Below are 24,967 nucleotides of genomic sequence, written 5' to 3'. Positions count from 1 at the left end.
CTTTCATTCATCTTCCCGCTCCCTGTAATCCATCTGGTAATTCGCCACATAGCTGTCCACAGCCGTCCCGATCGTTGGAAAAAATGCTGTCTCCCCCAGCCGCGCAAACAACCCGAAGCGCTTGAGCTTGTCCTTGACCGGATCCTTCATCTCGGCAATGCACAACTCGATACCTGCCGCGTGCAGCGTGTCGTCCAGTTCGGCCAACATGTCGGCGGAGGTCACGTCGACGCTGGTGACCGGCTCTGCGGCGACCACCAGCCAGCGCACGGGGGTGGGCGATGCTGCCACGGCGTCCAGCACTCGGTCGCTGAACAGTTCGGCGTTGGCGAAAAACAACGGCGCATCCCAGCGAAACAGGACCAGGCCGGGTATCAGGCGCGCGTCGGGATAACGCTTGATGTCGTGGTAACCCTTGACCCCATCGGCGCGCCCCAATACCGCTGAATACGGGCGCCAGCCATCCCAGAGGAATTCAATGACTGCAATCACGATGGCCAGGCCGATGCCCTCGATCGCGCCGAACGCGGCCACGCCGACCGTGCAGACAATCGATAGCCAGCATTCCCAACGCTGGATGCGATAGATCCGGCGCAGGTCGCTGATCTCGATCAGGCCAATGGCCGAGGCGATCACGACCGCCGCCAGTGCGCTGGATGGCAGGTGTTGCAGCAGGTCCGGTGCCACCACCAGCAGCAAGGCCACCGCCAGTGCGCCGACGACGCCGGTCATTTGGGTCTTGGCACCGGCGGCCTCGGCCACGGGCGTACGTGACGAGCTGCTGCTGATCGGGAAACCCTGAAAAAATCCGGCAGCCAGGTTGGCGATACCGAGGCCCACCATTTCCTGGTTCGGGTTGACGTAAGTACGGGTCCGCGCCGCGTAGACACGGGACAGCACGCTGGTGTCGGCGAACGAGACGAGTGCGACGGCGCAGCCACCGATCAAGACCGGGACGATATCGGCGCTGGTGATCCAGGGGATGGCGAAGCCGGGCAAGCCTTGCGGGAGCGAACCGAGGACCGACACACCGGCGCGTGTCGCAAGGTCGAGTACACCGACGGCGACCGTCGCGCCTGCCACGGCGATCAGGATGCCCGGCAATTGCGGTCTTCTTTTGAGCAGCAGGATCACTGCCAGGGTGAGCCCGCCGACCGTGAAGGTGGTCCAGTTGACCTTTCCCTCCATCACCGCCGAGGCGATGGCCCACAGGCTACTCAACGGACCGCCAGACTCGATCGAAAAACCGAACAGTTTGGGCAGTTGGCTGATCAATACGGTCAGTGCGATGCCGTTCATGTAGCCGTAGCGGATCGGCTTGGACAGCAGCTCGGTGATAAACCCCAGGCGCGCGATACCGGCCAGGATACACACCGCTCCCGAGACGATCGCCATCATCCCCGCCAGGGCGACGGCTCGCTGCGGGTCGCCGCCGGAGAGTGGAATGATGACCGCAAGGATGACGGCCACAAGGGAGGAATCCGGCCCCATCACCAGAATCCGGCTGGGGCCGAACAAGGCATAGAACAGCAGCGGAACGATAGTCGCGTACAAGCCATAAATGCCGGGCACGCCCGAAGCCACCGCATAGGCGATACCGACCGGCACCAGCATCGTGGTCAGCACCAGGCCGGCCACGATGTCGTAACGCAACCATGCCGATTGATATTCGCGCAGCATGCCCAGGCCCGGTAGCCAGCGGCGCCAGCCGGTCTGTTCATCCCGGCGTGCTATCCGGCCCGGCTCCGGGAGGGGCGGCGAAGCATCTGATTGGCTCATGAAACCGCTCTCTTTGATGGACTGTGCAGACCCGGCGATACCGAAGTGATCTCAGTGTAGCTATTGCTTCGAATGCGCCATCACTGGAAGCTGCTCGCATAAAGGACCTGGAACCCGACATGAAATTCGACCTCGCCTACTGCCTCAGCCTCAACGACAAGTTGTCGATCTATGACGTTCGGGATCTGAATTTCGACGAGACGATGGCGTTCGATTCGGCCAGGGAGCATTTCCAGTGCCCCAACGATGTCTGTCGTTTGGCGTTCGATGCGAGCAATGAGCTGGGCACCTTCAACGCGAAGAATGTGAATTACGTGCGCACGCCACACTTCAAGAACCTGCCGAGCACGCGGCATGTCGAGGGGTGTCCTTATGCGAGCCTGAAGACACCGGCGTCGGGTGTGGAGGATGCAGAAACGGATGACAGTCGCGAGGAACATTTCCCATCGGAACTGTTGCTGACTCGACGCGAGTATGTGCGCAAGCCGTTCAGCCCGAAGGTCGCGGCGGATGGGGGGCGGGATGAGTCGTTGACGTCTTCGGCGGCAAGCAATGTCGAGCAACCGGTCAGGGAATCGGCACCGGACAAGACCAGCATCTTCGCCCACCCGGTGGAGTGTTTTGTGTCGAACTTCGACGACAAGGATTTGCTCAAGCGCGTGCCGCTGAAGATTGGCGAGCACACCGCGCCCTACGGGTCGTTTTTCAAGAAGATCGAATACCTGCAGGACAACAAGGGGCTGATTTACTGGGGCAAGGTCAAGGAGATCAAGGACTACACCCAGAGCTTTCGCATCGACTTCGAGAAGAAGGTCTGGCTCGAGAAGAAGCCTTACTCGGTCAATGTTTACCTGAGCAAAAAGCTGATCGACAGCTACCGCAAACGCAAGGCGTTCCTGGAGGAGATCAAGCACGCCATCGAGAGCGGGCGGGAGTTGTACTGCTTCTTTTATGGGGTGACGCCAGAATTGAAACAGGTGCCGAGCAAGAAAAACCCCGAGCAGACGTTCGGCGTGTTCAGCGCCAACATCGAGAATCTGGATCACTTCATCGTGCGGGAAGCGCCGGGGTTGGCGGGCAAGTAAGCGCAGCGCCGTTCGTCTGCCTGAAAAGACAAATCAAAAAATGCGTTTGATCCGGGCTCAAAACAACTGTACAAAAACACAGTATATTTTGAACCAACACTCTCGAGCCCGGAGAACACCATGGCCTCTCAAGCGATGAAAATCACCCTGGAACGTATCGCCCTCTTCCAATTCACCCCGACCCACTGCGCCCAGGCCCGAGCGATGCTGGGCTGGAGTGTGGAAGAGCTGTCGCGGGAGTCCCGGGTTTCGGTGGAGGCCATTCAACGTTTCGAGGCACGCCAGGAAGTGCTGGATGTCACGCGCCTGGCGCTGGCCTATCGGCTTGAAGCCGAAGGGTTGGTGTTCTTCCCGGGGTTTGCGCCGGGCCGAGGGATGAATGTGAAAGGGTCTACGCCGAATCCGGTTGGGCGCGCGGATTTTGCGATGGTGGAGTGAGCCAACTCATCGACTGACGATAAATGCCCCCCTGTAGGAGCGAGCTGGCTCGCGATGGACGTTAACGATAACGCGTGCTGTCTGAATGATCGCGTTGTCCAGATTTTTTTCGCGAGCAAGCTCGCTCCTACAGGGGCCCATCACTCTACGCGTTCTGCGCCACCACCCGATCACTCTCCCCTTCCACCGCCAGCCACCACGCACTACCGCGCTGCGGATGCATCAGATTGAACGCTTCTCCCATCTGCGGAGTGGTGATCGATACGTTGCGTTCCCAGGCCAGGGCCAGGATACGGTCGAAGGGTTCGTACCAGGCGTGCATCGACAGGTCGAACGTGCCGTTGTGGATCGGCAGTAGCCAGCGGCCCTTGAGGTCTAGGTGGGCTTGCAGGGTTTGTTCGGGTTGCATGTGCACGTGCGGCCAGTCGACGTTGTAGGCGCCGGTTTCCATCAGGGTCAGGTCGAACGGGCCGTACTGTTCGCCGATGCGTTTGAAGCCGTCGAAGTAGCCGCTGTCACCGCTGAAGAAGATGCGCGTGTCGCCGTCGATCATCACCCACGAGGCCCAGAGTGTGCTGTTGCTGTCGAACAGGCCACGGCCGGAGAAGTGCTGCGATGGGGTGGCGATGAACTGGATGCCATCGACTTCCGTGCCTTGCCACCAATCCAGTTGGCGGACTTTGCTGGCGTCGATGCCCCATTTGATCAGGGTGTCGCCTACGCCCAGCGGGGTAAGGAAGTGTTTGGTCTTGTCCGCGAGCTTCAACACCGCCTGATGATCCAGGTGGTCGTAGTGGTCGTGGGACAGGATCACCGCTTCAATCGGTGGCAATTGTTCCAGGCTGATCGGTGGCTGGTGAAAACGCTTGGGGCCGGCCCATTGCACGGGCGAGGCCCGCTCGGCGAAGACCGGGTCGGTGATCCAGAACTTGTCGCGCAGCTTGAGCAACACGGTGGAGTGGCCCAGGCGATAGACGCTGTGGTTGGGCGCTGCGATCAGTGCGGCTTGAGTCAGGGCTTGCACCGGGACGGGCGCGCTCGGGCGGGTGTTTTGCGGCTTGTGGAACAGCGCGTTCCACAGGATGCCCATGGTTTTGCCAAAGCTTAAACGCTGAATCGGCGTGAAGTTCTGATACTGCCCTTGAGCCTGTCGGGACGCTTCAGGTGTGGAGGCGTTGTCCGCCGGGGAGTTTGAATTGGCCATGTCTGAATGACTCCAGAAAAACCGCGCATGACGCGATTCTCCGCTTTGGGACGATAAATGGCCAAGGCACGCACGCATCAGCCGGACTTTCTATTTTTTACTGGGCAGGATTAACAAAACATTACACTGCACAGTGTAGTTTCTAGGTTGCATCAAAGTCGATGACAAGTAAACTACCGAGTGTAATTCTCCCCTTTTTCCTGCCGAAGCGTACTTATGACAGCTCCACAGCGCCTCACCGACCGAAAACGCCAAGCGATCATTCAAGCCGCGATCAACGAATTCCGTGACAACGGTTTCGAGATCACCAGCATGGACAAGATTGCGGCCACTGCCGGCGTGTCGAAGCGCACCGTGTACAACCACTTCCCCAGCAAGGAAGAGTTGTTCGCCGAGATCCTCAATCAGTTATGGACCCGGGTAACGGCAGAACAGGAAACGGCCTACCGTCCCGACCTGCCGCTGCGCGACCAATTGCGCAGATTGCTGATGGCCAAACTGCAAATGTTGGGCGATGACAATTTTCTCGACCTGGCTCGGGTGGCGATAGCGGCGACGATTCATTCCCCGGAACGGGCGCAGGACATGGTGGCGCGAATGGGCGAACGCGAAGAAGGGCTGACGGTATGGATTCGCGCCGCTCAGGCCGATGGCCGGTTGAAAGCCATTGCCCCTGATTTTGCCGCGCAACAGGTGCAGGGGCTGCTCAAGTCTTTTGCATTCTGGCCGCAGATTTCCATGGGCAAGCCGGGCTTGCCACCCGAAGAACAACACCGGGTGGCCGAATCCGCGCTGGACATGTTTCTGGCCTGCTATCAGGTGTCATAAATGACAACGTCGACGGCGGTGTCGAACGATTGATGGCGCTGATTTGAACGGTACATGTGTTTCAGAATGAAACTGGCGCTGAGGCTATAGTGAGCCTCAGTCCCGGAGACAAACAGAGAGCATCATGACCACCACGAGCCAAGCAACCGCAGCCCCCGTCGATCACCTGCGTTTCCATCGCCCCCATGCCCACCTGGCGCCGACCTTTGGCAATGACAAGTTTGCCCTGCGCGCAGAAGCCTTTGCCCGATTCTTTGGCACCCCGACCTTTCTTGGCGCACAAACACTGATCGTGGTGGCCTGGGTGTGCCTCAACCTGTCCGGTTTCACCCACTTCGACGCGTACCCGTTCATCCTGCTCAACCTGGCTTTCAGCCTGCAATCGGCCTATGCCGCACCATTGATTCTGTTAGCCCAGACTCGTCAGGCCGCGCGGGACAAAGCCCAGACCGATGCCGATGCGCAGCACCGCGAAGCGCTGGCGATCGCCAACAGCGAACGACAGGCAGAAGCCGCGAAAAACACCGCGCAACTGTTGGAGCTGCTTGAACAGAACACCCGCCTCACGGAGATGACCAAGGCCCTCACCGAGCGCATCGAAAACCTGACCACGGAAATGCATCAACACTTCGTGCACAAGGATGAGCCAAAAGCCTGAACGGCTTCACGGCAGTTTCAGCGCCCGCCCCAACTCGTCGAACAAGGTGACCACCGAGCGCAACGCGCGGCAGTCGGGACGGGTCAGCAGCCACAGTGCGGTGTCGAATCCGTGCAACGGCTCGCCCAGCGGCTGCAGTCCGTCGCCGATCAAAAAGTCCGGCAATGCCGCGACGCCCAGCCCCGCCCTGACCAGCTCGGTAACCGAAAGCATGCTGTTACAGCGATAGCCCGGCGTTACACCCGGCAAGGCCTGGCGACGCCAGGTAACGGTCGGGTGATCGGGCAGGAAGTCGTCCGGAGCGATCCAGGTCAATGAGACCAGGTCTGTGGTGTTGACCGATTGCAGGTATCGCTCGCTGGCGCACACGCGGTAGGAAATATCCGCCAGTCGCCGTCCCACCAGGTGCTCCGGTGGCGATCGGGTCAGGCGCAGGGCGATATCGGCATCCCGACGGCTGAGGTTGGCAAAATCATTGGACGTGCTGAGTTCGAGCGTCAGCGCCGGATAATTCGGCATGAACTGCGCCAGCGCCGGCAACAGCAAACCTTGCAGGACCGAATCGGTACAGGTCAGGCGCACGATGCCGCTGATCACTTCACCGCCCTGCTCCACACCGATGCGCGCCGCCTCCAGCGCCTGCTCGGCGCGCTCGGCCTGTTCAGCCAGGGACTGCGCCAGGGTGGAGGGCAAGTAACCGGCGCGGCTCTTTTCGAACAGTTGCTGACCCAGTGCAGCCTCCAGCCGGCGAACCGCTCTAAACACCGTCGAGACATCCACCTTCAACAGCTGTGCGGCCCGGGCCAGAGAGCCGCCGCGTACCAGCGCAAGGATCAGGGCCAGGTCCGGGTAGTCCAGTCGATAGTGCGTGGCTGCATTGATCACTTGGGAAAACGCCAATATTGAGTGCGTGAACGCCAATCTATAGTGGGCACCAGGAATCAACAAGTGCAGAGGCCATCCATGGAAACCCGCCCGATTCGCATCGCCCTGATCGGCGACTACGACCCACAGGTCACCGCCCACCAAGCCATCCCCATTGCCCTCGAAAGGGTCGCCGCGTACACCGGCCTGAACCTGCAATGGCAATGGCTGGCCACCGATGAAATCCACACCGAAACACCACTGCACACATTCGACGGCTTCTGGTGCGTACCGGCCAGCCCGTATCGCAACATGAACGGCGCATTGCAAGCGATCCGTTTTGCCCGCGAACAACGGCGACCTTTCCTCGGCACCTGCGGTGGTTTTCAACACGCGGTGCTGGAATATGCGCGCAATGTACTGGGCTGGTCGGATGCCGAACACGGCGAGACGGCGCCCGATGCAACACGGGCGCTGCTGACACCGCTGACGTGCGCGCTGGTGGAAGCGGTCGATACCATTCATTTGCCTGAAGGCTCGTTGATCGCCCAGGCGTACGAAAACACCGAGATTCGTGAAGGCTATCGCTGTCGTTATGGGGTGAATCCGCAGTTCGAAGGGGAGCTGCTCAAGCGTGAACTTCACGCCGTCGGCCACGATTCGCAACAAGGCCTGCGCGCGGTCGAACTCAGCGGCCATCCGTTCTTTGTCGCGACCTTGTTCCAGCCCGAGCGGGCGGCGCTCAAAGGCATCACGCCGCCGCTGGTTGGCGCCTTTGTCGCAGCCTGTGCGGGGCAGCCAGCATGATCGCCGATACGCCAGCGACGCCTTATTACGCGGTGATCTTCACCTCGGTGCGCACCGAGGGCGACCTGGGTTACGCCGAAGCGGCCGCACGCATGCTCGAACTGGCCCGTGAACAGCCGGGGTTTCTCGGAGTGGAATCGGCTCGGGGTGAGGATGGGTTGGGAATAACCGTGTCGTACTGGGCCAGTGAAGCGGCCATTCTGGCGTGGAAGCATCATCCGCAGCACAGTGCGATTCGCGAACGTGGGCGCTCGACCTGGTATGCGCGGTGTCATACGCGGGTGTGCAGGGTTGAGCGGGCCTACGAATTCAGCCTGTAAATGATGTGGTGTGCTTGAGGCCGTCTTCGCGAGCAAGCCCGCTCCCACAGGTTTCGTGTGCTGCCATCAGACTTGTGGGAGCGGGCTTGCTCGCGAAGGGGCCCGTCAAATCACCGCAAAAACTCAGCCCTGAACAAGGCTGCGAACCGCCGAAATCTCCGGTACGTCCCGCCGGTTCATGTACACCCGCAAGGGCTCGGTGATGTTGATCCGCTCATCGATGTTCTGCTCCAGCAGCAACTGAATCAATTCGCGCTTGAGCGTCATGGCCTGCCCGGGCCCCGCACCCCAGACAAACTCTCTGGTCGGGATGATGCCGTCGTCCGCCACGTCCATGCCGAACGAGTCTTCGCTGAAGCGCACGATGTAGTGCCCGGTCTTGCGATTGAGGCCGACGAAGCCTTTGAGTTGGTCGGCAGCCTGGCAGATGAGCTGGGAAGTGATGCGCATGGTAAACCTCACATAAGGTCACAACGGACCGCTGATCGATGGTTTACACGCAAGGCAGGTGCATGGGTTTCCCTCTGCCGGGGAAATGGCCGAGGCCAAGATTACTGCAAGGAACCGCACAAAAGCGCTGAAAAAATTCTGCATTGAACAGGTTTGTGTCGCTCTCGCGATAGCGTGTGCAATGATCAGTTGTTAAAAGGAACCGCCCCCCTCATTGCGAAAGGATCTCGACCATGCCTGTACCCTTTACTAAAAGCGCCCTGTTACTGAGCCTGTTGCTCGGCTTCGGCCAGGCACAGGCCACCAGCGAACCCGGCCCGACGGCGCTGGCAACCCGTTCGGGTATTCCGCATCCGGCTGTGATCGCTCACCGTGGCGCGTCTTTCGATGCACCGGAATCCACTGCCGCCGCCTACAAGGCTGCCCGCGACCTGGGCGCCGACTACCTGGAAATGGACCTGCAACGCAGCAAGGATGGCGTGCTGTTTGCCCTGCACGACAACAACCTGCAACGCACCACTGACGTCGCCAGCAAATTCCCCGAGCGCAAGGACAGCCCGGCCACTGCGTTCACCATGGCCGAGCTGAAAACCCTGGATGCGGGCAGCTGGTTCAACGCCGCGTACCCGGATCGCGCGCGCCCGGCCTTCGCCGGCCTGAAGATTCTGACCCTTGATGAAGTCATCGACATCGCCGAGGGCAACGCCTTGCACAAGCCAGGCCTGTATATCGAGACCAAGGAGCCGAAGCAGTTTCCCGGCATCGAACGCGACCTCAAGGAAAAACTTCAGGACCGTGGCTGGCTGAGCCCTACCGGTTCGAAACTGGCGAAAAGCGAACTGGCGGTCGGCCAGGGCAAAGGCAAGGTGGTCCTGCAGACCTTTGAGAAGAGCAGCCTCGAACTGCTGCAAAAAGAAATGCCGGCGGTGCCGAAGATCCTGCTGTTGTGGGTCGGTGAAGGCAGTATCGAGCCCAAGTCCAAGGTGACATTTGCCGAGTCCGGCGCAAAGGACAAGGCCGCTTACTACGCCAGTCAGGAACCGAAGGACAAGGCCGAATTCCAGCAGTGGATCGACTACGCCAAGGCCCAGGGCGCCATTGGCACAGGACCGTCCGCCGCACTGACCCAGGGTGGCGACCAGAGCTATTCGGACCTGGTGCAACCGTGGATGAACCAGTACACCCACAGTCAGGGCCTGTTGGTACACGTCTATACCGTCGACGAGGCGGTGGACTACCAGAAAGTCATGGACGCCGGAGTCGACGGTATTTTCACCAACCGCGCCAGAGAGTTGTTGAAGTTTTATAAACGTCCGGCGGCGAATGTGGCGCAGGTGCTAAAAAACAACGGGTATTGATTCAGAATTGCACAAAACCTGTGGGAGCGGGCTTGCTCGCGAAAGCGGAGTGTCAGTCGATGTTGATGTTGAAGCTGATGGCCTCTTCGCGAGCAAGCCCGCTCCCACAGGTTATGCGTGTGCCAGCAAAATTTGCGGCGAACACACATTCCCACAGGGATTGATGCAGGACATGCCGGGGGATTTAAGGGTGGATTAAGTTACCCACGCTAACCTGATCTCACTTGAACGGATCGCCCAAGGAAAGCATCCCATGAAGACCCTGACTGCTTTGTTTACCGCTGCAACCCTGACCCTCGGCGCGGGCCTGGCCCAGGCCGATGTGCGGGTCGATACGATCCCGCAACTGGTCAAGGACGGCAAGATCAAGCCGCTGGAAGACCTGAACAAGATCGCGCTGGATCTGCACCCGGGTGCAACGATCACCAAAACCGAACTGGACAACCACTTCAACGGTTACGAGTACGAAATCGAACTGCGTGACGCCAGGAACGTCGAGTGGGATGTGGACATCGATGCCTCCAACGGCAAAGTCCTGAAAAACAAACAGGACACCTGATCCCGAAACACACAAAAGCCGCACGATTGAGAAGTCGTGCGGCTTTTGCGCATTCGGGATTCAAGCGCTCAGGCGTGCCGTCACCTCGTTCAACTGCCCCGACAAACCGTGCAGGTTATTGCTGGCCGATCGCCGACTGCGCGCAACAGCCCCCCCCGCGTGATCGGCGTGCCAGAGCGGTTCTTAAGACAATCCAGTCCGCCGACAGAGCAATCGTATGCGTTTATTTTCCTGTCACAAAAACGTCATCCCGGCTTGCGATGATGCCGCTCAAGTGAACCTGTAAAACACGTGACAGGCGCCTCCCCTTGCGAGTCCTCATGAACCACAGCATCGATCAAAGCCATCGCGACACGGATCTGTTCGGCCTGCTCTACGGTTTCAGTTTTCGCCCCGGTGAGGCCGGTCGGGAAATCAATTCCGCCGAGGCCTTGCAGTACCTGCAACAACCGGAGAGCGACGAGCAATTTCTGTGGCTGCACCTGAACCTCGCCCACGCCGCGTGCGAACGCTGGATGAAGAGTCATCTGGAATTGCCCGAGGAGTTTTTCGAAGCGCTGCACGAAGGCTCGCGCTCGACGCGCATCGAGCATGTCGACTCCGCGTTGCTGGCGGTGGTCAACGACGTGGTGTTCAACCTCAGCAACATGGTGTCGTCGGATGTCTCGACCCTGTGGGTGTGCGCCCGCAGTCGACTGATCATCAGCGCCCGCCTGCAACCGCTGCACTCGGTGGACAAATTGCGCTCGTCGGTGAAGGCCCGGGAATGCTTTCGCTCGCCGCTGGAACTGCTGGTGCATCTGCTGCGCGATCAGGGGGAAGTGCTGACCCAGATCGTGCGCAAGACCAGCCAGAGCGTGGATCAGATCGAAGACGAATTGCTCTCCTCGCGGTTGTCGACCAACCGCGCCGAGCTGGGCGCCAATCGCCGGGTGCTGGTGCGATTGCAACGGCTGCTGGCACTGGAGCCAGGCTCGTTGCTGCGCCTGCTCAACCGGCCGCCGCAATGGCTGCAAAAGGAAGACGTGAAGGAGTTGCGCAAATCCACCGAGGAGTTTGCGCTGATCATCAACGACCTCACGGCGCTGGGTGAGCGGATCAAGCTGTTGCAGGAAGAGATCGCCGCCAACATCAACGAACAGACCAACCGCACGCTGTTCACCCTGACGGTGGTGACGGTGCTGGCGCTGCCGATCAACATCATCGCCGGCTTCTTCGGCATGAACGTCGGTGGTATTCCGCTGGCCGGTGATCCGGAAGGTTTCTGGATCCTTGTGGCGCTGGTCGCGACGTTTACCGTGATCGCCGGACGCTGGGCGTTTCGCAAGCAGCAGGATTATTGAGCGCACCTGCAGCCCCTGTGGGAGCGGGCTTGCTCGCGAAGGCGTCGGGTCAGTCAATATCAAAGTTGAATGACACATCGCCTTCGCGAGCAAGCCCGCTCCCACAGGTTCCAGGGTTCACTTCCACAGGCAGGTGACTTCAGATCAGCGGCCCTGCAAAAAGCCTGAACACTGACCCAGAGCAGTCTCCCTGTAACAATTGGCAACGATTATCACCGGTACTCCTTCCCTCCTCAGGAATGTCCGTGATGGCTACGCCCTCCTTCTCCGCCGCCCCGGCACCCGCCAGTAGCGCCAAACCGCATTTCGACAAAAAACCCGGCCTGATCACCATTGTGGTGTTTGTTGCCGTGCTGGCCATCGGCTTGTTGTTTACCGCCTACAGCCTGATGCACGACATGAACGAACTCGGAACGGTGGTGACCACCTGGACGCCGTTCCTGCTGCTCGGCGTGGCGCTGCTGATCGCCCTGGGCTTTGAGTTCGTCAACGGCTTCCACGACACCGCCAACGCGGTGGCCACGGTGATCTACACCCACTCGCTGCCGCCGAACGTGGCGGTGGTCTGGTCCGGTTTCTTCAATTTCCTCGGGGTGCTGCTGTCCAGCGGCGCGGTGGCGTTCGGCATCATCGCCCTGCTGCCGGTGGAGCTGATCCTGCAAGTCGGCTCGTCCGCCGGCTTCGCGATGATCTTCGCCCTGCTGATCGCCGCGATCCTGTGGAACCTCGGCACCTGGTGGCTGGGGCTGCCAGCGTCGTCATCGCACACCCTGATCGGTTCGATCATCGGGGTCGGCGTGGCCAATGCCCTGATGCACGGCCGCGACGGTACCAGCGGTGTGGACTGGGCCCAGGCGACCAAGATCGGTTACGCGCTGCTGCTCTCGCCTCTGGTCGGCTTCGGCTGCGCCGCGCTGCTGTTGCTGGCCCTGCGCGCGTTCGTCAAGAACCGTGCGCTGTACAAGGAGCCAAAGGGCCAGACCCCGCCGCCATGGTGGATTCGCGGCCTGCTGATCATGACCTGCACCGGCGTGTCGTTTGCCCACGGTTCGAACGACGGCCAGAAAGGCATGGGCCTGATCATGCTGATTCTGGTGGGCACGCTGCCTATGGCGTACGCCTTGAACCGCACCATGCCGGCGGATCAAGCGTTGCAGTTCGCCGCGGTCGCCGAAGTCACCCAGCAAGCGTTGGTGAAAGCTGCGCCGCTGCCAGCACCCGCCGACCCGCGTCCGGTGTTGTCCGAATACGTGCGTTCCAAGGAAGCGACCCCGCAATTGGTGCCGGCGCTGGCGGCGCTGACCGGCAGCATCGGCGCCCAGGTGAAAAGCTATGGCTCGCTGTCGAAAGTCCCGGCCGAAGCCGTGGGCAACGTGCGTAACGACATGTATTTGAGCAGCGAAACCATTCGCCTGATGGACAAGAACAAGGTCGGCAATTTCGACGCCGACACCAGCGGCAAGCTGCAACTGTTCAAGCAACAGATCGACAACGCCACGCGGTTCATTCCGTTGTGGGTGAAAATCGCCGTGGCCATCGCCCTGGGCCTGGGCACCATGGTCGGCTGGAAGCGCATCGTGGTGACCGTCGGCGAGAAAATCGGCAAGACCCACCTGACCTACGCCCAGGGCGCCTCGGCAGAAACCGTGGCGATGCTGACCATCGGCGCCGCCGACATGTTCGGCCTGCCGGTGTCGACCACTCACGTGCTGTCCTCGGGTGTGGCCGGGACCATGGTCGCCAACGGTGGCGGCTTGCAGATGAAGACCATCCGCAACCTGCTGATGGCCTGGGTGCTGACCTTGCCAGCGGCGATCCTGCTGTCGGGCAGCCTGTACTGGTTGTTCACGCAGTTGTTCTGAATCGCTGCAAAACATGTCTGTGTGTGGGAGCGGGCTTGCTCGCGAAGGCGGCGTGTCAGACAGCACTGCAGTCGACTGACACACCGCCTTCGCGAGCAAGCCCGCTCCCACAGGGTACAGGTTCCAAGCACATCATCCCGGCGGGTTTTCCCGCCGGGATTTTTTTCGTCCAGCGGCACGGCATTTGCTCACAAACTCTAGGGCTTGCGCTTTATTGACGCACCTCGCCTCCGGCAGCCCTTCAGTTTGTTAGCGCGATGCCGACTCATAAGACACTCGATGTATTCAGGAGAGGAACCGTGAATCTGTACATCAATCAGCTGCAACAGAAAGCTGACTTTAAAGAAGCCATTTACGCGGGCGATATTTTCCTGAACACGCAGTTACGCGCCGCCAAAGAACTCTGTGCGTTCGCGCAGGAAAGCATCACGGCCGCCTTCGATGGCGAAACCAACCACCAGGCCCTGCACACGCTGATGCCGGTGGAAGAATTCGTGGTGCTGGTGACTCGCCTCAAGGGCCAGTTCACCAACAGCCTGCGTGCCAAGGAGTTGATCTGCAGCTTCACCGAGGAAATCGGTGCCGCTCCCGAGGAATTCATTTTCGATGTGCCGCGCATCCGTGTCGTGCCCAACTACGACTACCTGCACGCCGGCGTCAGCTATGCCTACAAGCCCCATCGCGATACCTGGTACGGCGGTGTCGACTGCCAGATCAATACCTGGATGCCGGTCTACACGATCCAGCCTGACCAGACCATGATGATCAACCCGGCCTACTTCGACGTCCCGGTGCAAAACACCTCGGCGCAGTGGAGCCTGTCTGACTGGATCGACGTGCAACGCCAGCGCGCCAAGGACAACGTCAAAGAAGAGGCGCGCCAACACCCGGTGCCCACCGAAGCGATCAACGATGCCAGCGAACTGCGCATCGCCGGCAACACGGCCGAGATGCTGGTGTTCTCCGGTTCGCACCTGCACGGCACCGTACCCAATTACACGCAACAAACCCGCTTCAGTGTGGACTTTCGCCTGATGCATCTCGACGACCTCAAGCACCAGCGCGGCGCGATTAACGTCGACAGCGCCTGCCCGGATGTCGGCGCCGGCTTCAAAGACTACTTCCACGTCCACGACTTTTCGAATTTCCGAGGAATCCAGCAATGACCAAGCGTCGCATCACGCCCGCCGAGGCCCAGTACAACGAAACCCGTTCCGGCGTCCTGAAACGAGTCGATGCCGAATACGTGGCCGACGCCCCATTCGTCTTCGCCAACCGCATCGGCGTGACCGCCGCGTTGTCGCGCATGGAACTGTTCAAGAAGGTCGCTGAAGTACCGGGCGCGATCATCGAGTGCGGCGTGTACAAGGGCAACTCGTTGATGCTCTACATGCACCTGTCGATGATTCTCGAGCCGTATGCGATCAACCGCTCGATCGTGGGTTTCGACACCTTCGAAGGCTTCCAGAGCATCGACAAGAAAGAAGACCCGGCCGACGTCAACGAGACCATGTTCGCCGACACCGACCAGTCGCTGATCCAGGACATGATCGACGCCAACGACCTGTTGCGCCCGGTCAACCGCATTCCGCGCTGCGAGCTGGTCAAGGGCGACATCGTCAAGACCGTACCGGAGTGGGTCAAGACCCGACCGGACCTGGTCGTGGCCATGCTGATCCTCGACACCGACCTGTACGAGTCGACCAAAGTCGCGCTGGAAACCTTCCTGCCGTACATGCCCAAAGGCGCGATCGTGGTGCTCGATGAAGTCGCCTACCGCAACTTCCCTGGCGAAACCAAAGCCCTGCGTGAAGTGCTCGACCTGAACAAGATCGAACTCAAGCGCCTGCCGTTCGATTCGTGCGTGGGTTACTTCCACGTCTGACCCAAAGACCTGGAGCCGACCCAAAACCCTGTGGGAGCGGGCTTGCTCGCGAAGACGGAGTGTCAGTCACCATCATTGCTGAATGACATACCGCTTTCGCGAGCAAGCCCGCTCCCACAAAAAAAAACCGATCTCAGGCTTCCGAGCGGATCACCTCCCCCAGCCAGTCAATGAACACCCTCACCCGCAACGGCAAATGCCGCTGCCGGGCATAGAGCAGCGATGCCTCCATGGACGGCGCGTTGAACTGCGGCAACACCTCCACCAAATCACCGTTTTGCAGGTATTGCTGCATGCCCATCCTCGGCGCCTGAATCAGGCCGAAACCACCCAGGCAGGCAGCCTCGTAGGCATCGGTGCTGTTGACCGTGACACTGCCGGCCATCGGCATTCGCTGCACCTGCCCCTTGTCGACGTACACAAACCCTTCCGAACGCCCGCCCAATACACCGACGTAGTGCACCAGCCGATGCTGCGCCAGATCTTCCAGCCGCTCGGGCACGCCATAGCGCTGCAAATACGCGGGGCTGGCGCAGTTGACCATGGTGAAGTCACACAGGTGTCGCGCCACCACCGATTGATCCGGTTGGGCGCCGATGCGCAGTACGCAATCGAAGCCTTCGGCGAGCAGATCGACCCGGCGGTCGGTGCTGCTGATTTCCAGTTCGAGCAGCGGGTGCTGCGCCATGAACTGCGGCAAGCGCGGCATCACCACCCGACGCGCGAGAATGTTCGGCAGGTCGATGCGAATGCGCCCGACCAGCGACGCCTCGTCCTGGCGAAACAGTCCCTCGATTTCGTCCATGTGCGACAACAGGTCCTTGCTGCGCTCGTACAACACCAGGCCATCCTGGGTCGCCTGAACCTTGCGCGTGGTGCGTTGCAACAGGCGGGTGCCGAGCAATGCCTCCAGTGCCTGCACATGCTCGGACACCGTTGAGCGAGGCAAGCCCAGGCTTTCGCCGGCCAGGGTGAAACTCGACATCTCGCTGACACGGACAAAGGTGCGCAACAGTTCCAGTTTGTTCATCAGCCTGCTCTTTTATTGTTCGGATTATCCGACCAGTGATTCCGCTTTCACTCTGTTTATCACCCATAAGCGGATAAATAAACTTCCTCACATCAACCGCCACTGCACCTGAGGAAGTCCCATGAACCGTAAAATCGCACTGATCACCGGCGCCAGCCGCGGCCTCGGCAAAAACGCAGCCCTGCATCTGGTCGCCCAAGGCATCGATATCATCGGCACCTACAACAGCCGCGCCGACGAGGCGCAGGCACTGGTGGCCGAGATTGAAAGCCTTGGCGGTCGCGCCGTCATGCTGCAACTGGACGTTGCCCGGAGTGAGCAGTTCGACGCCTTCGGCAGCGAAGTGGCGAAGGTCTTGCGCAGCCACTTCGAACGCGAGCGCTTCGACTTTCTGGTCAACAACGCCGGGATCGGCCTGCACGCCAACTTCGTCGACACCACCGTCGAACAGTTCGACCTGTTGGTGAACATCCACTTCAAGGGGCCGTTTTTCCTCACGCAGACGCTGTTGCCATTGCTCAATGACGGTGGTCGCATCGTCAACATTTCCAGTGGCCTGGCCCGCTTCAGTCTGCCGGGGCACAGCGCCTACGCGGCGATGAAAGGCGCGATGGAAGTGCTGACCCGCTACCAGGCCAAGGAACTCGGCGCGCGCAACATCGCGGTAAACATCCTGGCACCGGGGGCGATAGAAACGGATTTCAGCGGCGGCGCCGTGCGCGACAACCCCGGGTTGAACACGCTGGTGGCGAACAACACCGCCCTGGGTCGCGCCGGTTTGCCGGATGACATCGGCGCCGCGATTGCGCTGCTGTTGGCGCCGGGTAGCCAGTGGATCAATGGCCAGCGCATCGAGGCGTCGGGGGGGATGTTTTTGTAAAACGCCCTGTTGCGAGGGAGTTTGCTCCCTCGCCACAAAAGCCTGGTTCAAACGCTACTCAGCAAACCTCGCGAGTCATCACCATCCGCTCGCGAACCACGTCATACACCCAGTGATAGACGTAGGTGTACGGCAGGAAGAACAGCAACACGCCGATATCCAGCAGGAATGCCTGCCACAGGCTGACCTTCAGCCACCAGGCAATCAGCGGCACGCCGAGGGCGACCAGTCCGCCTTCGAACAACAGCGCATGCACCACCCGGACCCAGGCGTTGTGCACGATGGCGAAGCGCTTGAGCACACGGTCGAACATGCCGTTGAAGACCACGTTCCAGGCGAGGGCCAGCGCGGCGATGAGGAGGGTGACCACACCCATTTCCAGCATCGGTTTCTTCATGATCCAGGCCAGCAACGGGGTACAGATCAGGATGGCCAGCAGTTCGAAACCGATGGCCTGGAAAATACGTTCAGTAATGGACTTGTTGGCGCTCATGGCCGAACTCCCTTGAGTGACTGTGGTTGCCATGATCTGTCATCACACCGATACTTCATAACCAATAACCATCGATCAAGGCGATAGTTCATGGCTTCTCACGAAGTGTTGCTGGCGTTTGTCGAAGCCGCGACCCAAGGCTCGTTTTCCGCCGCGGCGCGCAAGCTGGGCCGCAGTCAGTCGACTATCAGCGCGGCGGTGGCCAGCCTGGAAATCGACTTGAACCTGACGCTGTTCGACCGCAGCAGCCGCAAGCCCGGGCTGACCCCGGCCGGGCACGTCATGCTGCAACGGGCCGAGGACATCCTGGCCGCCACCAGTCGCCTGGAAATGACCGCCAGCCAACTGTCCCAAGGGGTGGAAGCGAAGCTGACGGTGGCGCTGTCCGATACCTATCAGTCGGACCGTTTCGAAGCCTCACTCAGTGCCTTCGAACAGCGTTATCCCGACCTGGAACTCGAATGCCTGATCGCCGAATGCGATGACCTGGTGTCCCTGGTGCAAAGCGGCCGGGCGCAGATTGCCTTCGCCGAAATGCAGGACAGCTACCCGCCGGACCTGGTCAGTTCGACGGTGGACGAACGCACGGAAATCGCCCTGTTCGTGTCTCCTGCCCACCCGTTGGCAAGGCTGGCCTACGTCGATCAGGACGCACTGCAACAGCACCGCGAGCTGCGCCTGGCCACCATCATCAATCCCTATGAAAGTCGGGCGAAGGGTCGCGTCTGGTCGGCACCGAGCTATCTGATGCTGCTGGAAATGGCCCAGGGCGGATTCGGCTGGGCGCCGCTGCCCCGCTGGCTGGTCGAGCGATTCGGGCCAGGCACGTTGCAGGAACTGGTGGTGCGCGGCTGGCCGAAAACGGTGTCGGTGGATGCGTTGTGGTCACGGCTGAATCCACCGGGGCCGGCGGGGAGCTGGTTGCTGGGCAAGATGCTGGAATAGTGGTGCGTCCTTCGCGAGCAAGCCCGCTCCCACACTTGACTCGGTCTGAATGTGGGAGCGAGCTTGCTCGCGAAGAGGCCAGTAAGAACACATTATTCCAAGCCCTTGAGCCGCCCTTCGATAAACCGCCGCTCCGGCTCTTGCCGGGTCAACGCCAGCGCCCTCTCCCACGCCGCCCGCGCCTCTTGCTTGCGGCCCAGTTGCCGACAAAATTCCGCCCGTGCCGAATGCGCCAGGTGGTAATCGAGCAGTTCTCCGCGCTCCAGAATGGCCTCCACCAACGTCAGCCCCGCCAGCGGCCCATCCCGTTTCGAAATCGCCGCCGCCCGATTCAACTCGATCACCGGCGACGGCACCGCTCGCAGCAACACGTCATACAGACCGACAATCTGCGGCCAATCGGTTTCCCCCGCCGTCGGTGCTTCGGCATGCACCGCCGCTATGGCCGCTTGCAAGCAATAGGGTCCGAATCGCCCCATGCTCAATGCCTGTTCAATCAGCGCGCAGCCTTCACTGATCAACCCGGCGTCCCACAGCGAACGGTCCTGCTCATCCAGAACAATCAGCTCGCCGCTCGCCGAGGTCCTGGCCGGGCGGCGCGACTCATGCAACAGCATCAACGCCAGCAAGCCCATCACCTCCGGCTCCGGCAACAACTCCACCAGTAACCGGCCGAGACGAATCGCCTCGCGGGTCAACTCCTCGCGGATCAGTTCGGCCCCGACGGACGCCGAGTAGCCCTCGTTGAACACCAGGTAAATCACCCGCAACACGCTGTCCAGACGTTCGGGCAACTCAGCCAGTGTCGGCACTTGATAAGGGATTTTCGCGTCGCGGATCTTCGCCTTGGCGCGCACGATGCGCTGGGCGATGGTGGCCGGGGCCGAGAGAAAGGCCCGGGCGATTTCTTCCGTGGTCAGGTCGCAGACTTCCCGCAGCGTCAGCGGCACTTGCGCGTCCGCCGCCAGGGCGGGGTGGCAGCAAGTGAAGATCAGCCGCAGGCGATCGTCTTCCACGTCTTCAACACTCCAGTCAGCCTGTTCCAGCTCCTCCAGTTGCGCGATCAACAAGGGCTGCGACGCGGCGAAACGCGCACGCCGGCGCAAGGCATCGATGGCCTTGAAGCGCCCGGTGGACACCAGCCAGGCCCGCGGATTGTCCGGCACGCCATCACGCTGCCAGCGTTCGACCGCGATGAAAAACGCCTCGTGCAAGGCTTCTTCGGCGAGGTCGAAATCCCCCAGCAAGCGAATCAGGGTCGCGAGAATCCGCCGCGAGTCTTCGCGATAGACCCGCTCGACCTGCGCCTGAACCGGCAGCCCCGGCATCTAAAGATTCAACTGCCGAACGGGACGCACCTCGACGCTGCCGACCCGGGCCGCCGGAATGTTACCGGCGACCTGAATGGCTTCGTTGAGGTCCTTGGCATCGATCAGGTAGAAGCCGGCCAGTTGCTCCTTGGTTTCAGCGAACGGGCCGTCGGTGATCGACATCTTGCCGTTGCGCATGCGCACGGTGGTCGCGGTCTGCACCGATTCCAGCGCCTCGGCGGCGACCATCCGGCCACTGCCCTGGATCGACTCGGCGTAGGCCATGCACTCTTCGTCCTTCGGGCTTTCCGGCAGCGAATGCAGCAGACGCTCATCGCTGTAGACCAGACATAAGTACTTCATCACGCTCTCCTTATCGAACGATCAACTATGGTCGCTGATTGGCATTGCGGCTCGGCTTCCCGACGATCAGGGCTTGAGGTCGAACAGCGTCGCGCCGCTGGTCATGTCGAACGGTGCCGACCAATGTTCGTGGACAATCTGCCACAGCCCGGCTTCCTGCCGATAGCAAGCGGTGACGCGCATCCAGCAGGACTGGGTTTCGCCCTTGTCGTTGGTGCCACCGCAATTGGCCAGCCAGTGAGCGAAGGCAATTTCCTGGGACGGCTCGATGGTGATTTCGTGGAATTCGAAGATGTGCGGGCCGGGGCACATTTCCATGCAGGCCTGCCAATGCGCGCGATACGCCGGCTTGCCTTTGAATTGCAGGGCCTTGACCGCGTCGAAGGAGACGATGTCATCGGCATACAGGGCCATGACTTTTTCAATGTCCTTGGCCTTGACCGCCTGACGATAGTTCTCGATGAGGTTGTGGATCTGGGTTTGCGAGTTCATGGTGGTTCTCCGTGGTTTTTATAGTGAAGACACCCTTAGTCGTCCGGCGATCCGGCAAATCGACAGGTGAAATAAAAATAATCCAAACGACCAGACTCGCTAGAATCCGAGATTCATTCATGTAGGAAAAAGGACAATCCCGTGACAGCCCGACTCGTGACTTATGAAAGCCTGAACACGCTGCAGCGCCAACAGGTCGAGGCCATCGAAGTGCACCCGGAGCAAATCAGATTCTCCGGCGATATCCACGGCGCCCTGCACACCCTGCTGTCCCGGCCCGGCCCCGGCGTCAAGGGCTTCGCCCTGCTGGCCGAAGGTGTGCCCGTCGCGTTCCTGCTGCTCAAGCGCCCTCCGGTGCTGCCGGCCTGGGCCGATGAACACAGCGCCACCCTGCATGCACTGCAAGTCGATCAACGCGCTCAGGGCAAAGGCTACGGCAAGGCCTGCCTGCAGGCGCTGCCCGAGGCGGCGCGCCGGGCCTGGCCGGAAATCAAGGCGCTGGAGCTGTCGGTGGATGCCGACAACGAGGCGGCCATCGCCCTGTATGCCAGGTTTGGCTTTGTCGACAGCGGCGAGGCGTACAAGGGCCGGATCGGCTATGAACGGCGGATGGGGTTGGTGTTTTGACTGCGCGTTAGTTCTTTACAGGCATTACTGACACAACACTGCCCCTCTGTAGGAGCGAGCTTGCTCGCGAAGGTGTGTCAGCATAAGTGGTGTCGACTGACACTCCATCGCGAGCAAGCTCGCTCCTACAGGGGATCTACGTCGGATCAGAGCTTGAGCACCATCTCATGCCACGCCATGCCGCCATGGTCGGAAGCCGAGGGTTTGACGTAGGCAAAACCGAACCCGGCGTACAACGGAATGTGCCGTTCCTTGCACATCAGGTTGATGCTGACCTTGCCCAGCGCACGCATGCGCTCGATGAACTCGCCCATCAGGCGCTTGGCCAGGCCTTGCCCCTGATAATCCGGATGCACCACCACCGACATGATCACCACGTGCGGCCCGGCCGGGTCGTGGCCGATCAGTTCCTTGAACGCCTCGTCCGACATTTCCACCTGAAACGCCGCGCCGGAATTGATGAAACCGGCCACGGCTCCGTCCACTTCAGCGACGATAAAACCCTCGGGCCAAGTGGCGATGCGGGTGGCGATCTTCTCGCGGGTCGCGGCTTCGTCACCTTCATAGGCGAGGGTTTCGATGGCAAAACAGCGGTCAAGATCGGCAGGGGTGACGTTGCGGATGACGGTGTTCATGGCAGCTCGGGATCAGCGTGGGAAAGGCTGGCGATCATAAATCAGCCGTCGTGGGACATCGAGAGACGAATCGGCTGATCCGCCCCTCGTTTCAAGCGTCATGGCTTGATCGGCAACCAGATTTCCAGCTTGCCGGTGTTGAGCTTGGGGTTGAAGTCTTCGCTGTAGCGCTCGAACTCCGGGGCGTTGAGCAGTTCACGCCCGGACTGCGGAAGCCATGTGCCATGGATGTACTGAAAGGTCTGCGGCAAGGTGTCCAGCGGCCCTTTGTGTTCAAACACCACGTACTGCTGCGGCTGAATTTCCACCCAGCGATAGGTTTCCGGCAAGTCGTCGAGTTTGCTGATCTCGACCCCTGCGATGTAATCGAAGCCGCCCTTGCCATCGAAATTGCAGCAGACGCCGTAGGTGACTTCGCCCTTCTGTCCCGGAACATTGCCGATGTGAGGAATGAATTTATCCCAGAGTGCTGGAATGTCCTGGGTGGTTTGCTGGGTAAATTGTCCGCCCAGCCCTGCAATCAGCAGGAAGTGTCCGTGTTCGAAGCGTGGTTCCGTCACTTCAACGCGTATTTGCTCATCCATGGCTCGACTCCTGACGCATAAAAATGGGTTCGGCTGGGAGTATAGAAGCCAAACCCGATTCGCCCAATTACAGCGCGTGCAGCTGCTCCACGGCGGCGGCACCGACGAACTCGTTATAGCCAGATAGAATCACGTAGACTGCGAAATAACAGAAGATCGCCGCCGATGCCATATAAGAATAGCGCAGCAGCTTGTCACCCAGCAACTTGCCGCCATGGCTCGCGGCGAAGCACAAGCCTGCCGACCAGAGCAGCCCGGCACAGAGGAACCCGCCGAGAAACAGTGCCGAACTGAGCGGGCCACCGCCACCGGAACGGGCGATCAGCGTGCCGCCAACGGCCGCGAACCAGAGAATGGCGCTGGGCGAGGACATGGCGAGAAAAATCCCGCGCAAGAATTCCTTGCGGTGGGAGTTGTTCCCGACCTCCGCCGTCTCGGCCAGCAACGCCTCGTGGTGAATCGCCGAATAGATCATCTTCGCCGCGAAGTACACCAACAGCGCCGAGCCACCGATCCACAACACCCAGCGCACGCTTTCGTACTGCAGCAACACGGTCATGCCGGCCAGTGCCAGTACCGCGTAGATCAGGTCGCCGACGCAAGTGCCGAGGCCCAGCGCAAAGCCCTGGAAATAACCGCGTTGCATGGCCAGGGTGATCATTGCGATGTTGGCCACGCCGATATCCAGACACAGCGAGAGGCTCAGCAAGAAGCCACTGGAAAATTCCATCGACCCATTTCCTTCGGAAAAATTTGTTTACATGGAGGCTGGACAGTCTGCCACAGCTGCCCGTACATTCCGTCACAGGTCACCGCTGACCTGCGTCGCTCGGACGGTTCCGGGCGCTTACGTTATCCGAGGCAACAATGGCCGAACAAGGTTCGCCGCGCCGCTTTGCGCGCATCGATCGACTCCCCCCTTACGTTTTCAACATCACTGCCGAGCTGAAGATGGCCGCCCGTCGTCGTGGCGAAGACATCATCGACTTGAGCATGGGCAACCCCGACGGCGCCACCCCGCCGCACATCGTCGAAAAACTGGTGACGGTGGCCCAACGCGAAGACACCCACGGTTACTCCACCTCCAAGGGCATTCCGCGTCTGCGCCGGGCGATTTCCAATTGGTACAAGGATCGCTACGAGGTCGACATCGACCCGGAAAACGAAGCCATCGTCACCATCGGTTCCAAGGAAGGCCTGGCGCATCTGATGCTGGCGACCCTGGACCAGGGCGACACCGTACTGGTACCGAACCCGAGCTACCCGATTCACATCTACGGTGCCGTGATTGCCGGCGCCCAGGTGCGGTCGGTGCCGCTGATTCCTGGCGTGGATTTCTTCGCTGAACTGGAGCGGGCGATTCGCGGCTCGATCCCGAAACCGAAGATGATGATCCTCGGCTTCCCGTCCAACCCTACCGCCCAGTGCGTGGAGCTGGATTTCTTCGAGCGGGTGATCGCCCTCGCCAAGCAGTACGACGTACTGGTGGTGCACGACCTGGCCTACGCCGACATCGTCTACGACGGCTGGAAAGCCCCGTCGATCATGCAGGTGCCCGGCGCCAAGGACATTGCGGTGGAGTTTTTCACCCTGTCCAAGAGCTACAACATGGCCGGCTGGCGCATCGGTTTCATGGTCGGCAACCCGGAACTGGTCAACGCCCTGGCGCGGATCAAGAGTTACCACGACTACGGCACCTTCACCCCGCTGCAAGTGGCGGCGATTGCCGCGCTCGAAGGCGATCAGCAATGCGTGCGCGACATCGCCGAGCAGTATCGGCAGCGACGCAACGTGCTGGTCAAAGGCCTGCATGAGCTGGGCTGGATGGTCGAAAACCCGAAAGCGTCGATGTACGTCTGGGCGAAGATTCCCGAGGCTTATGCGCACCTGGGCTCGCTGGAGTTCGCCAAGAAACTGCTGGCCGAAGCCAAGGTGTGTGTCTCGCCGGGCGTCGGGTTTGGCGAATACGGCGATGATCACGTGCGCTTTGCGCTGATCGAAAACCAGGACCGGATCCGTCAGGCCGTGCGCGGGATTCGCGGGATGTTCCGGGCGGATGGGCTAGTAACCAAATCCTGACACCCGGTACAAAACACTGTGGGAGCGGGCTTGCTCGCGAATGCGGTGCGTCAAACAACATCTTCGTTGACTGACACACCGCTTTCGCG

General features: G+C 60.6%; 28 protein-coding genes. 16 read left to right on the top strand and 12 right to left on the bottom strand.

Annotated elements, in window-relative coordinates; all coding sequences use genetic code 11:
- Window positions 1-3 precede the first annotated feature (3 nt).
- Window positions 4-1,779 (bottom strand): SulP family inorganic anion transporter, encoded by a 1,776-nt coding sequence (locus ACCD00_RS20960; RefSeq protein WP_413427349.1) that lies wholly within the window; start codon window positions 1,777-1,779, stop codon window positions 4-6.
- A gap of 119 nt (window positions 1,780-1,898) precedes the next feature.
- Here ACCD00_RS20960 and ACCD00_RS20955 point away from each other — a divergent pair, with 119 nt between their 5' ends.
- Both ACCD00_RS20955 and ACCD00_RS20950 read left to right on the top strand, forming a co-directional pair.
- Window positions 1,899-2,864 (top strand): hypothetical protein, encoded by a 966-nt coding sequence (locus ACCD00_RS20955; RefSeq protein ID WP_413427348.1) that lies wholly within the window; start codon window positions 1,899-1,901, stop codon window positions 2,862-2,864.
- Between the two features lie 120 nt (window positions 2,865-2,984).
- Window positions 2,985-3,302 carry an XRE family transcriptional regulator gene (locus ACCD00_RS20950; RefSeq protein WP_413427347.1) on the top strand — a complete coding sequence of 106 codons (318 nt, stop codon included), beginning with the start codon at window positions 2,985-2,987 and terminating at the stop codon, window positions 3,300-3,302.
- Window positions 3,303-3,447: 145 nt separating this feature from the next.
- Here ACCD00_RS20950 and ACCD00_RS20945 read toward each other — a convergent pair whose 3' ends face one another.
- Window positions 3,448-4,506 carry an MBL fold metallo-hydrolase gene (locus tag ACCD00_RS20945; RefSeq protein WP_413427346.1) on the bottom strand — a complete coding sequence of 353 codons (1,059 nt, stop codon included), beginning with the start codon at window positions 4,504-4,506 and terminating at the stop codon, window positions 3,448-3,450.
- Window positions 4,507-4,722: 216 nt separating this feature from the next.
- Between ACCD00_RS20945 and ACCD00_RS20940 the strand changes: the two genes are divergently transcribed.
- Together ACCD00_RS20940 and ACCD00_RS20935 are read left to right on the top strand one after the other, a co-directional pair.
- Window positions 4,723-5,334 (top strand): TetR/AcrR family transcriptional regulator, encoded by a 612-nt coding sequence (locus ACCD00_RS20940; protein ID WP_413427345.1) that lies wholly within the window; start codon window positions 4,723-4,725, stop codon window positions 5,332-5,334.
- 124 nt (window positions 5,335-5,458) lie between these two features.
- Window positions 5,459-5,992 (top strand): DUF1003 domain-containing protein, encoded by a 534-nt coding sequence (locus ACCD00_RS20935; RefSeq protein WP_413427344.1) that lies wholly within the window; start codon window positions 5,459-5,461, stop codon window positions 5,990-5,992.
- A 6-nt stretch (window positions 5,993-5,998) separates the two neighbouring features.
- Here ACCD00_RS20935 and ACCD00_RS20930 read toward each other — a convergent pair whose 3' ends face one another.
- The gene (locus tag ACCD00_RS20930) at window positions 5,999-6,940 is read right to left on the bottom strand and encodes a LysR family transcriptional regulator (RefSeq protein ID WP_413427343.1); all 942 of its coding nucleotides are present in this window, start codon (window positions 6,938-6,940) and stop codon (window positions 5,999-6,001) included.
- Between the two features lie 15 nt (window positions 6,941-6,955).
- Between ACCD00_RS20930 and ACCD00_RS20925 the strand changes: the two genes are divergently transcribed.
- Both ACCD00_RS20925 and ACCD00_RS20920 read left to right on the top strand, forming a co-directional pair.
- A complete protein-coding gene (locus ACCD00_RS20925; protein WP_413427354.1) occupies window positions 6,956-7,663 on the top strand; it encodes a CTP synthase in 708 nt (235 codons plus the stop codon).
- Complete coding sequence (locus tag ACCD00_RS20920; protein ID WP_085717136.1) at window positions 7,660-7,983, top strand: antibiotic biosynthesis monooxygenase family protein; 324 nt, start codon at window positions 7,660-7,662, stop codon at window positions 7,981-7,983. Before ACCD00_RS20925 ends, ACCD00_RS20920 begins: the two co-directional genes overlap by 4 nt.
- A 123-nt stretch (window positions 7,984-8,106) precedes the next feature.
- Here the strand turns inward: ACCD00_RS20920 and ACCD00_RS20915 are convergent, their stop codons facing one another.
- A complete protein-coding gene (locus ACCD00_RS20915) occupies window positions 8,107-8,433 on the bottom strand; it encodes a DUF2025 family protein (RefSeq protein ID WP_413427342.1) in 327 nt (108 codons plus the stop codon).
- 233 nt (window positions 8,434-8,666) lie between these two features.
- Here ACCD00_RS20915 and ACCD00_RS20910 point away from each other — a divergent pair, with 233 nt between their 5' ends.
- The 6 genes from ACCD00_RS20910 (at window position 8,667) to ACCD00_RS20885 (ending at window position 15,440) form a co-directional block, all read left to right on the top strand.
- Complete coding sequence (locus ACCD00_RS20910) at window positions 8,667-9,791, top strand: glycerophosphodiester phosphodiesterase (RefSeq protein ID WP_413427341.1); 1,125 nt, start codon at window positions 8,667-8,669, stop codon at window positions 9,789-9,791.
- A 253-nt stretch (window positions 9,792-10,044) separates the two neighbouring features.
- The gene (locus ACCD00_RS20905; protein ID WP_413427340.1) at window positions 10,045-10,350 is read left to right on the top strand and encodes a PepSY domain-containing protein; all 306 of its coding nucleotides are present in this window, start codon (window positions 10,045-10,047) and stop codon (window positions 10,348-10,350) included.
- Window positions 10,351-10,670: 320 nt separating this feature from the next.
- Window positions 10,671-11,693: a transporter gene (locus ACCD00_RS20900; protein ID WP_008022830.1), complete on the top strand. Its 1,023-nt coding sequence runs from the start codon at window positions 10,671-10,673 to the stop codon at window positions 11,691-11,693.
- Window positions 11,694-11,941: 248 nt separating this feature from the next.
- On the top strand, window positions 11,942-13,555 hold the full coding sequence (locus ACCD00_RS20895) for an inorganic phosphate transporter (RefSeq protein WP_413427339.1): 1,614 nt from the start codon (window positions 11,942-11,944) through the stop codon (window positions 13,553-13,555).
- Window positions 13,556-13,854: 299 nt separating this feature from the next.
- Window positions 13,855-14,721 (top strand): hypothetical protein, encoded by an 867-nt coding sequence (locus ACCD00_RS20890; RefSeq protein WP_413427338.1) that lies wholly within the window; start codon window positions 13,855-13,857, stop codon window positions 14,719-14,721.
- Complete coding sequence (locus tag ACCD00_RS20885; RefSeq protein ID WP_085717129.1) at window positions 14,718-15,440, top strand: TylF/MycF/NovP-related O-methyltransferase; 723 nt, start codon at window positions 14,718-14,720, stop codon at window positions 15,438-15,440. The genes ACCD00_RS20890 and ACCD00_RS20885 overlap by 4 nt, the downstream gene beginning before the upstream one ends.
- Before the next feature lie 133 nt (window positions 15,441-15,573).
- Here ACCD00_RS20885 and ACCD00_RS20880 read toward each other — a convergent pair whose 3' ends face one another.
- Entirely contained in the window at window positions 15,574-16,470 is an 897-nt protein-coding gene (locus tag ACCD00_RS20880; protein WP_413427337.1) for a LysR family transcriptional regulator, read from the bottom strand.
- Between the two features lie 121 nt (window positions 16,471-16,591).
- Here ACCD00_RS20880 and ACCD00_RS20875 point away from each other — a divergent pair, with 121 nt between their 5' ends.
- The gene (locus tag ACCD00_RS20875; RefSeq protein WP_413427336.1) at window positions 16,592-17,350 is read left to right on the top strand and encodes an SDR family NAD(P)-dependent oxidoreductase; all 759 of its coding nucleotides are present in this window, start codon (window positions 16,592-16,594) and stop codon (window positions 17,348-17,350) included.
- A gap of 58 nt (window positions 17,351-17,408) precedes the next feature.
- Here the strand turns inward: ACCD00_RS20875 and ACCD00_RS20870 are convergent, their stop codons facing one another.
- Window positions 17,409-17,843 carry a multidrug/biocide efflux PACE transporter gene (locus ACCD00_RS20870; protein ID WP_413427335.1) on the bottom strand — a complete coding sequence of 145 codons (435 nt, stop codon included), beginning with the start codon at window positions 17,841-17,843 and terminating at the stop codon, window positions 17,409-17,411.
- Window positions 17,844-17,933: 90 nt separating this feature from the next.
- Here ACCD00_RS20870 and ACCD00_RS20865 point away from each other — a divergent pair, with 90 nt between their 5' ends.
- Window positions 17,934-18,788, top strand: coding sequence for a LysR family transcriptional regulator (locus ACCD00_RS20865; protein ID WP_413427334.1), 855 nt, complete (start codon window positions 17,934-17,936; stop codon window positions 18,786-18,788).
- A 92-nt stretch (window positions 18,789-18,880) separates the two neighbouring features.
- Here ACCD00_RS20865 and ACCD00_RS20860 read toward each other — a convergent pair whose 3' ends face one another.
- The 3 genes from ACCD00_RS20860 to ACCD00_RS20850 all read right to left on the bottom strand — a co-directional run bounded on the left by ACCD00_RS20860 (window position 18,881) and on the right by ACCD00_RS20850 (window position 20,953).
- Window positions 18,881-20,116 carry an RNA polymerase sigma factor gene (locus ACCD00_RS20860; protein WP_413427333.1) on the bottom strand — a complete coding sequence of 412 codons (1,236 nt, stop codon included), beginning with the start codon at window positions 20,114-20,116 and terminating at the stop codon, window positions 18,881-18,883.
- Complete coding sequence (locus tag ACCD00_RS20855) at window positions 20,117-20,461, bottom strand: YciI family protein (RefSeq protein WP_413427332.1); 345 nt, start codon at window positions 20,459-20,461, stop codon at window positions 20,117-20,119.
- A gap of 66 nt (window positions 20,462-20,527) precedes the next feature.
- Window positions 20,528-20,953, bottom strand: coding sequence for a YybH family protein (locus tag ACCD00_RS20850; RefSeq protein WP_413427331.1), 426 nt, complete (start codon window positions 20,951-20,953; stop codon window positions 20,528-20,530).
- 141 nt (window positions 20,954-21,094) lie between these two features.
- Between ACCD00_RS20850 and ACCD00_RS20845 the strand changes: the two genes are divergently transcribed.
- Window positions 21,095-21,580 (top strand): GNAT family N-acetyltransferase, encoded by a 486-nt coding sequence (locus ACCD00_RS20845; protein WP_413427330.1) that lies wholly within the window; start codon window positions 21,095-21,097, stop codon window positions 21,578-21,580.
- A 146-nt stretch (window positions 21,581-21,726) separates the two neighbouring features.
- On the opposite strand, the gene ACCD00_RS20840 is transcribed toward ACCD00_RS20845, so the two are convergent.
- The 3 genes from ACCD00_RS20840 to ACCD00_RS20830 all read right to left on the bottom strand — a co-directional run bounded on the left by ACCD00_RS20840 (window position 21,727) and on the right by ACCD00_RS20830 (window position 23,529).
- On the bottom strand, window positions 21,727-22,215 hold the full coding sequence (locus ACCD00_RS20840; RefSeq protein WP_413427329.1) for a GNAT family N-acetyltransferase: 489 nt from the start codon (window positions 22,213-22,215) through the stop codon (window positions 21,727-21,729).
- A gap of 98 nt (window positions 22,216-22,313) precedes the next feature.
- Window positions 22,314-22,799, bottom strand: coding sequence for a GyrI-like domain-containing protein (locus ACCD00_RS20835; protein ID WP_413427328.1), 486 nt, complete (start codon window positions 22,797-22,799; stop codon window positions 22,314-22,316).
- 67 nt (window positions 22,800-22,866) lie between these two features.
- Window positions 22,867-23,529: a LysE family translocator gene (locus tag ACCD00_RS20830; RefSeq protein WP_413427327.1), complete on the bottom strand. Its 663-nt coding sequence runs from the start codon at window positions 23,527-23,529 to the stop codon at window positions 22,867-22,869.
- A 137-nt stretch (window positions 23,530-23,666) separates the two neighbouring features.
- Between ACCD00_RS20830 and alaC the strand changes: the two genes are divergently transcribed.
- Complete coding sequence (gene alaC, locus ACCD00_RS20825; RefSeq protein ID WP_413427326.1) at window positions 23,667-24,878, top strand: alanine transaminase; 1,212 nt, start codon at window positions 23,667-23,669, stop codon at window positions 24,876-24,878.
- The last annotated feature ends 89 nt before the right edge of the window (window positions 24,879-24,967 follow it).

This window comes from Pseudomonas sp. Pseusp3 (assembly GCF_047304225.1).
GTDB classification, from domain to species: Bacteria; Pseudomonadota; Gammaproteobacteria; order Pseudomonadales; family Pseudomonadaceae; genus Aquipseudomonas; species Aquipseudomonas fluorescens_CD.
This window is presented reverse-complemented; position numbering and strand designations above follow the sequence as displayed.

Coding starts and splice junctions, on each gene's coding strand:
- ACCD00_RS20960 (WP_413427349.1), bottom strand. CDS start 1,779: ATGAGCCAATCAGATGCTTCGCCGCCCCTCCCGGAGCCGGGCCGGATA.
- ACCD00_RS20955 (WP_413427348.1), top strand. CDS start 1,899: ATGAAATTCGACCTCGCCTACTGCCTCAGCCTCAACGACAAGTTGTCG.
- ACCD00_RS20950 (WP_413427347.1), top strand. CDS start 2,985: ATGGCCTCTCAAGCGATGAAAATCACCCTGGAACGTATCGCCCTCTTC.
- ACCD00_RS20945 (WP_413427346.1), bottom strand. CDS start 4,506: ATGGCCAATTCAAACTCCCCGGCGGACAACGCCTCCACACCTGAAGCG.
- ACCD00_RS20940 (WP_413427345.1), top strand. CDS start 4,723: ATGACAGCTCCACAGCGCCTCACCGACCGAAAACGCCAAGCGATCATT.
- ACCD00_RS20935 (WP_413427344.1), top strand. CDS start 5,459: ATGACCACCACGAGCCAAGCAACCGCAGCCCCCGTCGATCACCTGCGT.
- ACCD00_RS20925 (WP_413427354.1), top strand. CDS start 6,956: ATGGAAACCCGCCCGATTCGCATCGCCCTGATCGGCGACTACGACCCA.
- ACCD00_RS20920 (WP_085717136.1), top strand. CDS start 7,660: ATGATCGCCGATACGCCAGCGACGCCTTATTACGCGGTGATCTTCACC.
- ACCD00_RS20915 (WP_413427342.1), bottom strand. CDS start 8,433: ATGCGCATCACTTCCCAGCTCATCTGCCAGGCTGCCGACCAACTCAAA.
- ACCD00_RS20910 (WP_413427341.1), top strand. CDS start 8,667: ATGCCTGTACCCTTTACTAAAAGCGCCCTGTTACTGAGCCTGTTGCTC.
- ACCD00_RS20905 (WP_413427340.1), top strand. CDS start 10,045: ATGAAGACCCTGACTGCTTTGTTTACCGCTGCAACCCTGACCCTCGGC.
- ACCD00_RS20900 (WP_008022830.1), top strand. CDS start 10,671: ATGAACCACAGCATCGATCAAAGCCATCGCGACACGGATCTGTTCGGC.
- ACCD00_RS20895 (WP_413427339.1), top strand. CDS start 11,942: ATGGCTACGCCCTCCTTCTCCGCCGCCCCGGCACCCGCCAGTAGCGCC.
- ACCD00_RS20885 (WP_085717129.1), top strand. CDS start 14,718: ATGACCAAGCGTCGCATCACGCCCGCCGAGGCCCAGTACAACGAAACC.
- ACCD00_RS20880 (WP_413427337.1), bottom strand. CDS start 16,470: ATGAACAAACTGGAACTGTTGCGCACCTTTGTCCGTGTCAGCGAGATG.
- ACCD00_RS20875 (WP_413427336.1), top strand. CDS start 16,592: ATGAACCGTAAAATCGCACTGATCACCGGCGCCAGCCGCGGCCTCGGC.
- ACCD00_RS20870 (WP_413427335.1), bottom strand. CDS start 17,843: ATGAGCGCCAACAAGTCCATTACTGAACGTATTTTCCAGGCCATCGGT.
- ACCD00_RS20865 (WP_413427334.1), top strand. CDS start 17,934: ATGGCTTCTCACGAAGTGTTGCTGGCGTTTGTCGAAGCCGCGACCCAA.
- ACCD00_RS20860 (WP_413427333.1), bottom strand. CDS start 20,116: ATGCCGGGGCTGCCGGTTCAGGCGCAGGTCGAGCGGGTCTATCGCGAA.
- ACCD00_RS20855 (WP_413427332.1), bottom strand. CDS start 20,461: ATGAAGTACTTATGTCTGGTCTACAGCGATGAGCGTCTGCTGCATTCG.
- ACCD00_RS20850 (WP_413427331.1), bottom strand. CDS start 20,953: ATGAACTCGCAAACCCAGATCCACAACCTCATCGAGAACTATCGTCAG.
- ACCD00_RS20840 (WP_413427329.1), bottom strand. CDS start 22,215: ATGAACACCGTCATCCGCAACGTCACCCCTGCCGATCTTGACCGCTGT.
- ACCD00_RS20835 (WP_413427328.1), bottom strand. CDS start 22,799: ATGGATGAGCAAATACGCGTTGAAGTGACGGAACCACGCTTCGAACAC.
- ACCD00_RS20830 (WP_413427327.1), bottom strand. CDS start 23,529: ATGGAATTTTCCAGTGGCTTCTTGCTGAGCCTCTCGCTGTGTCTGGAT.
- alaC (WP_413427326.1), top strand. CDS start 23,667: ATGGCCGAACAAGGTTCGCCGCGCCGCTTTGCGCGCATCGATCGACTC.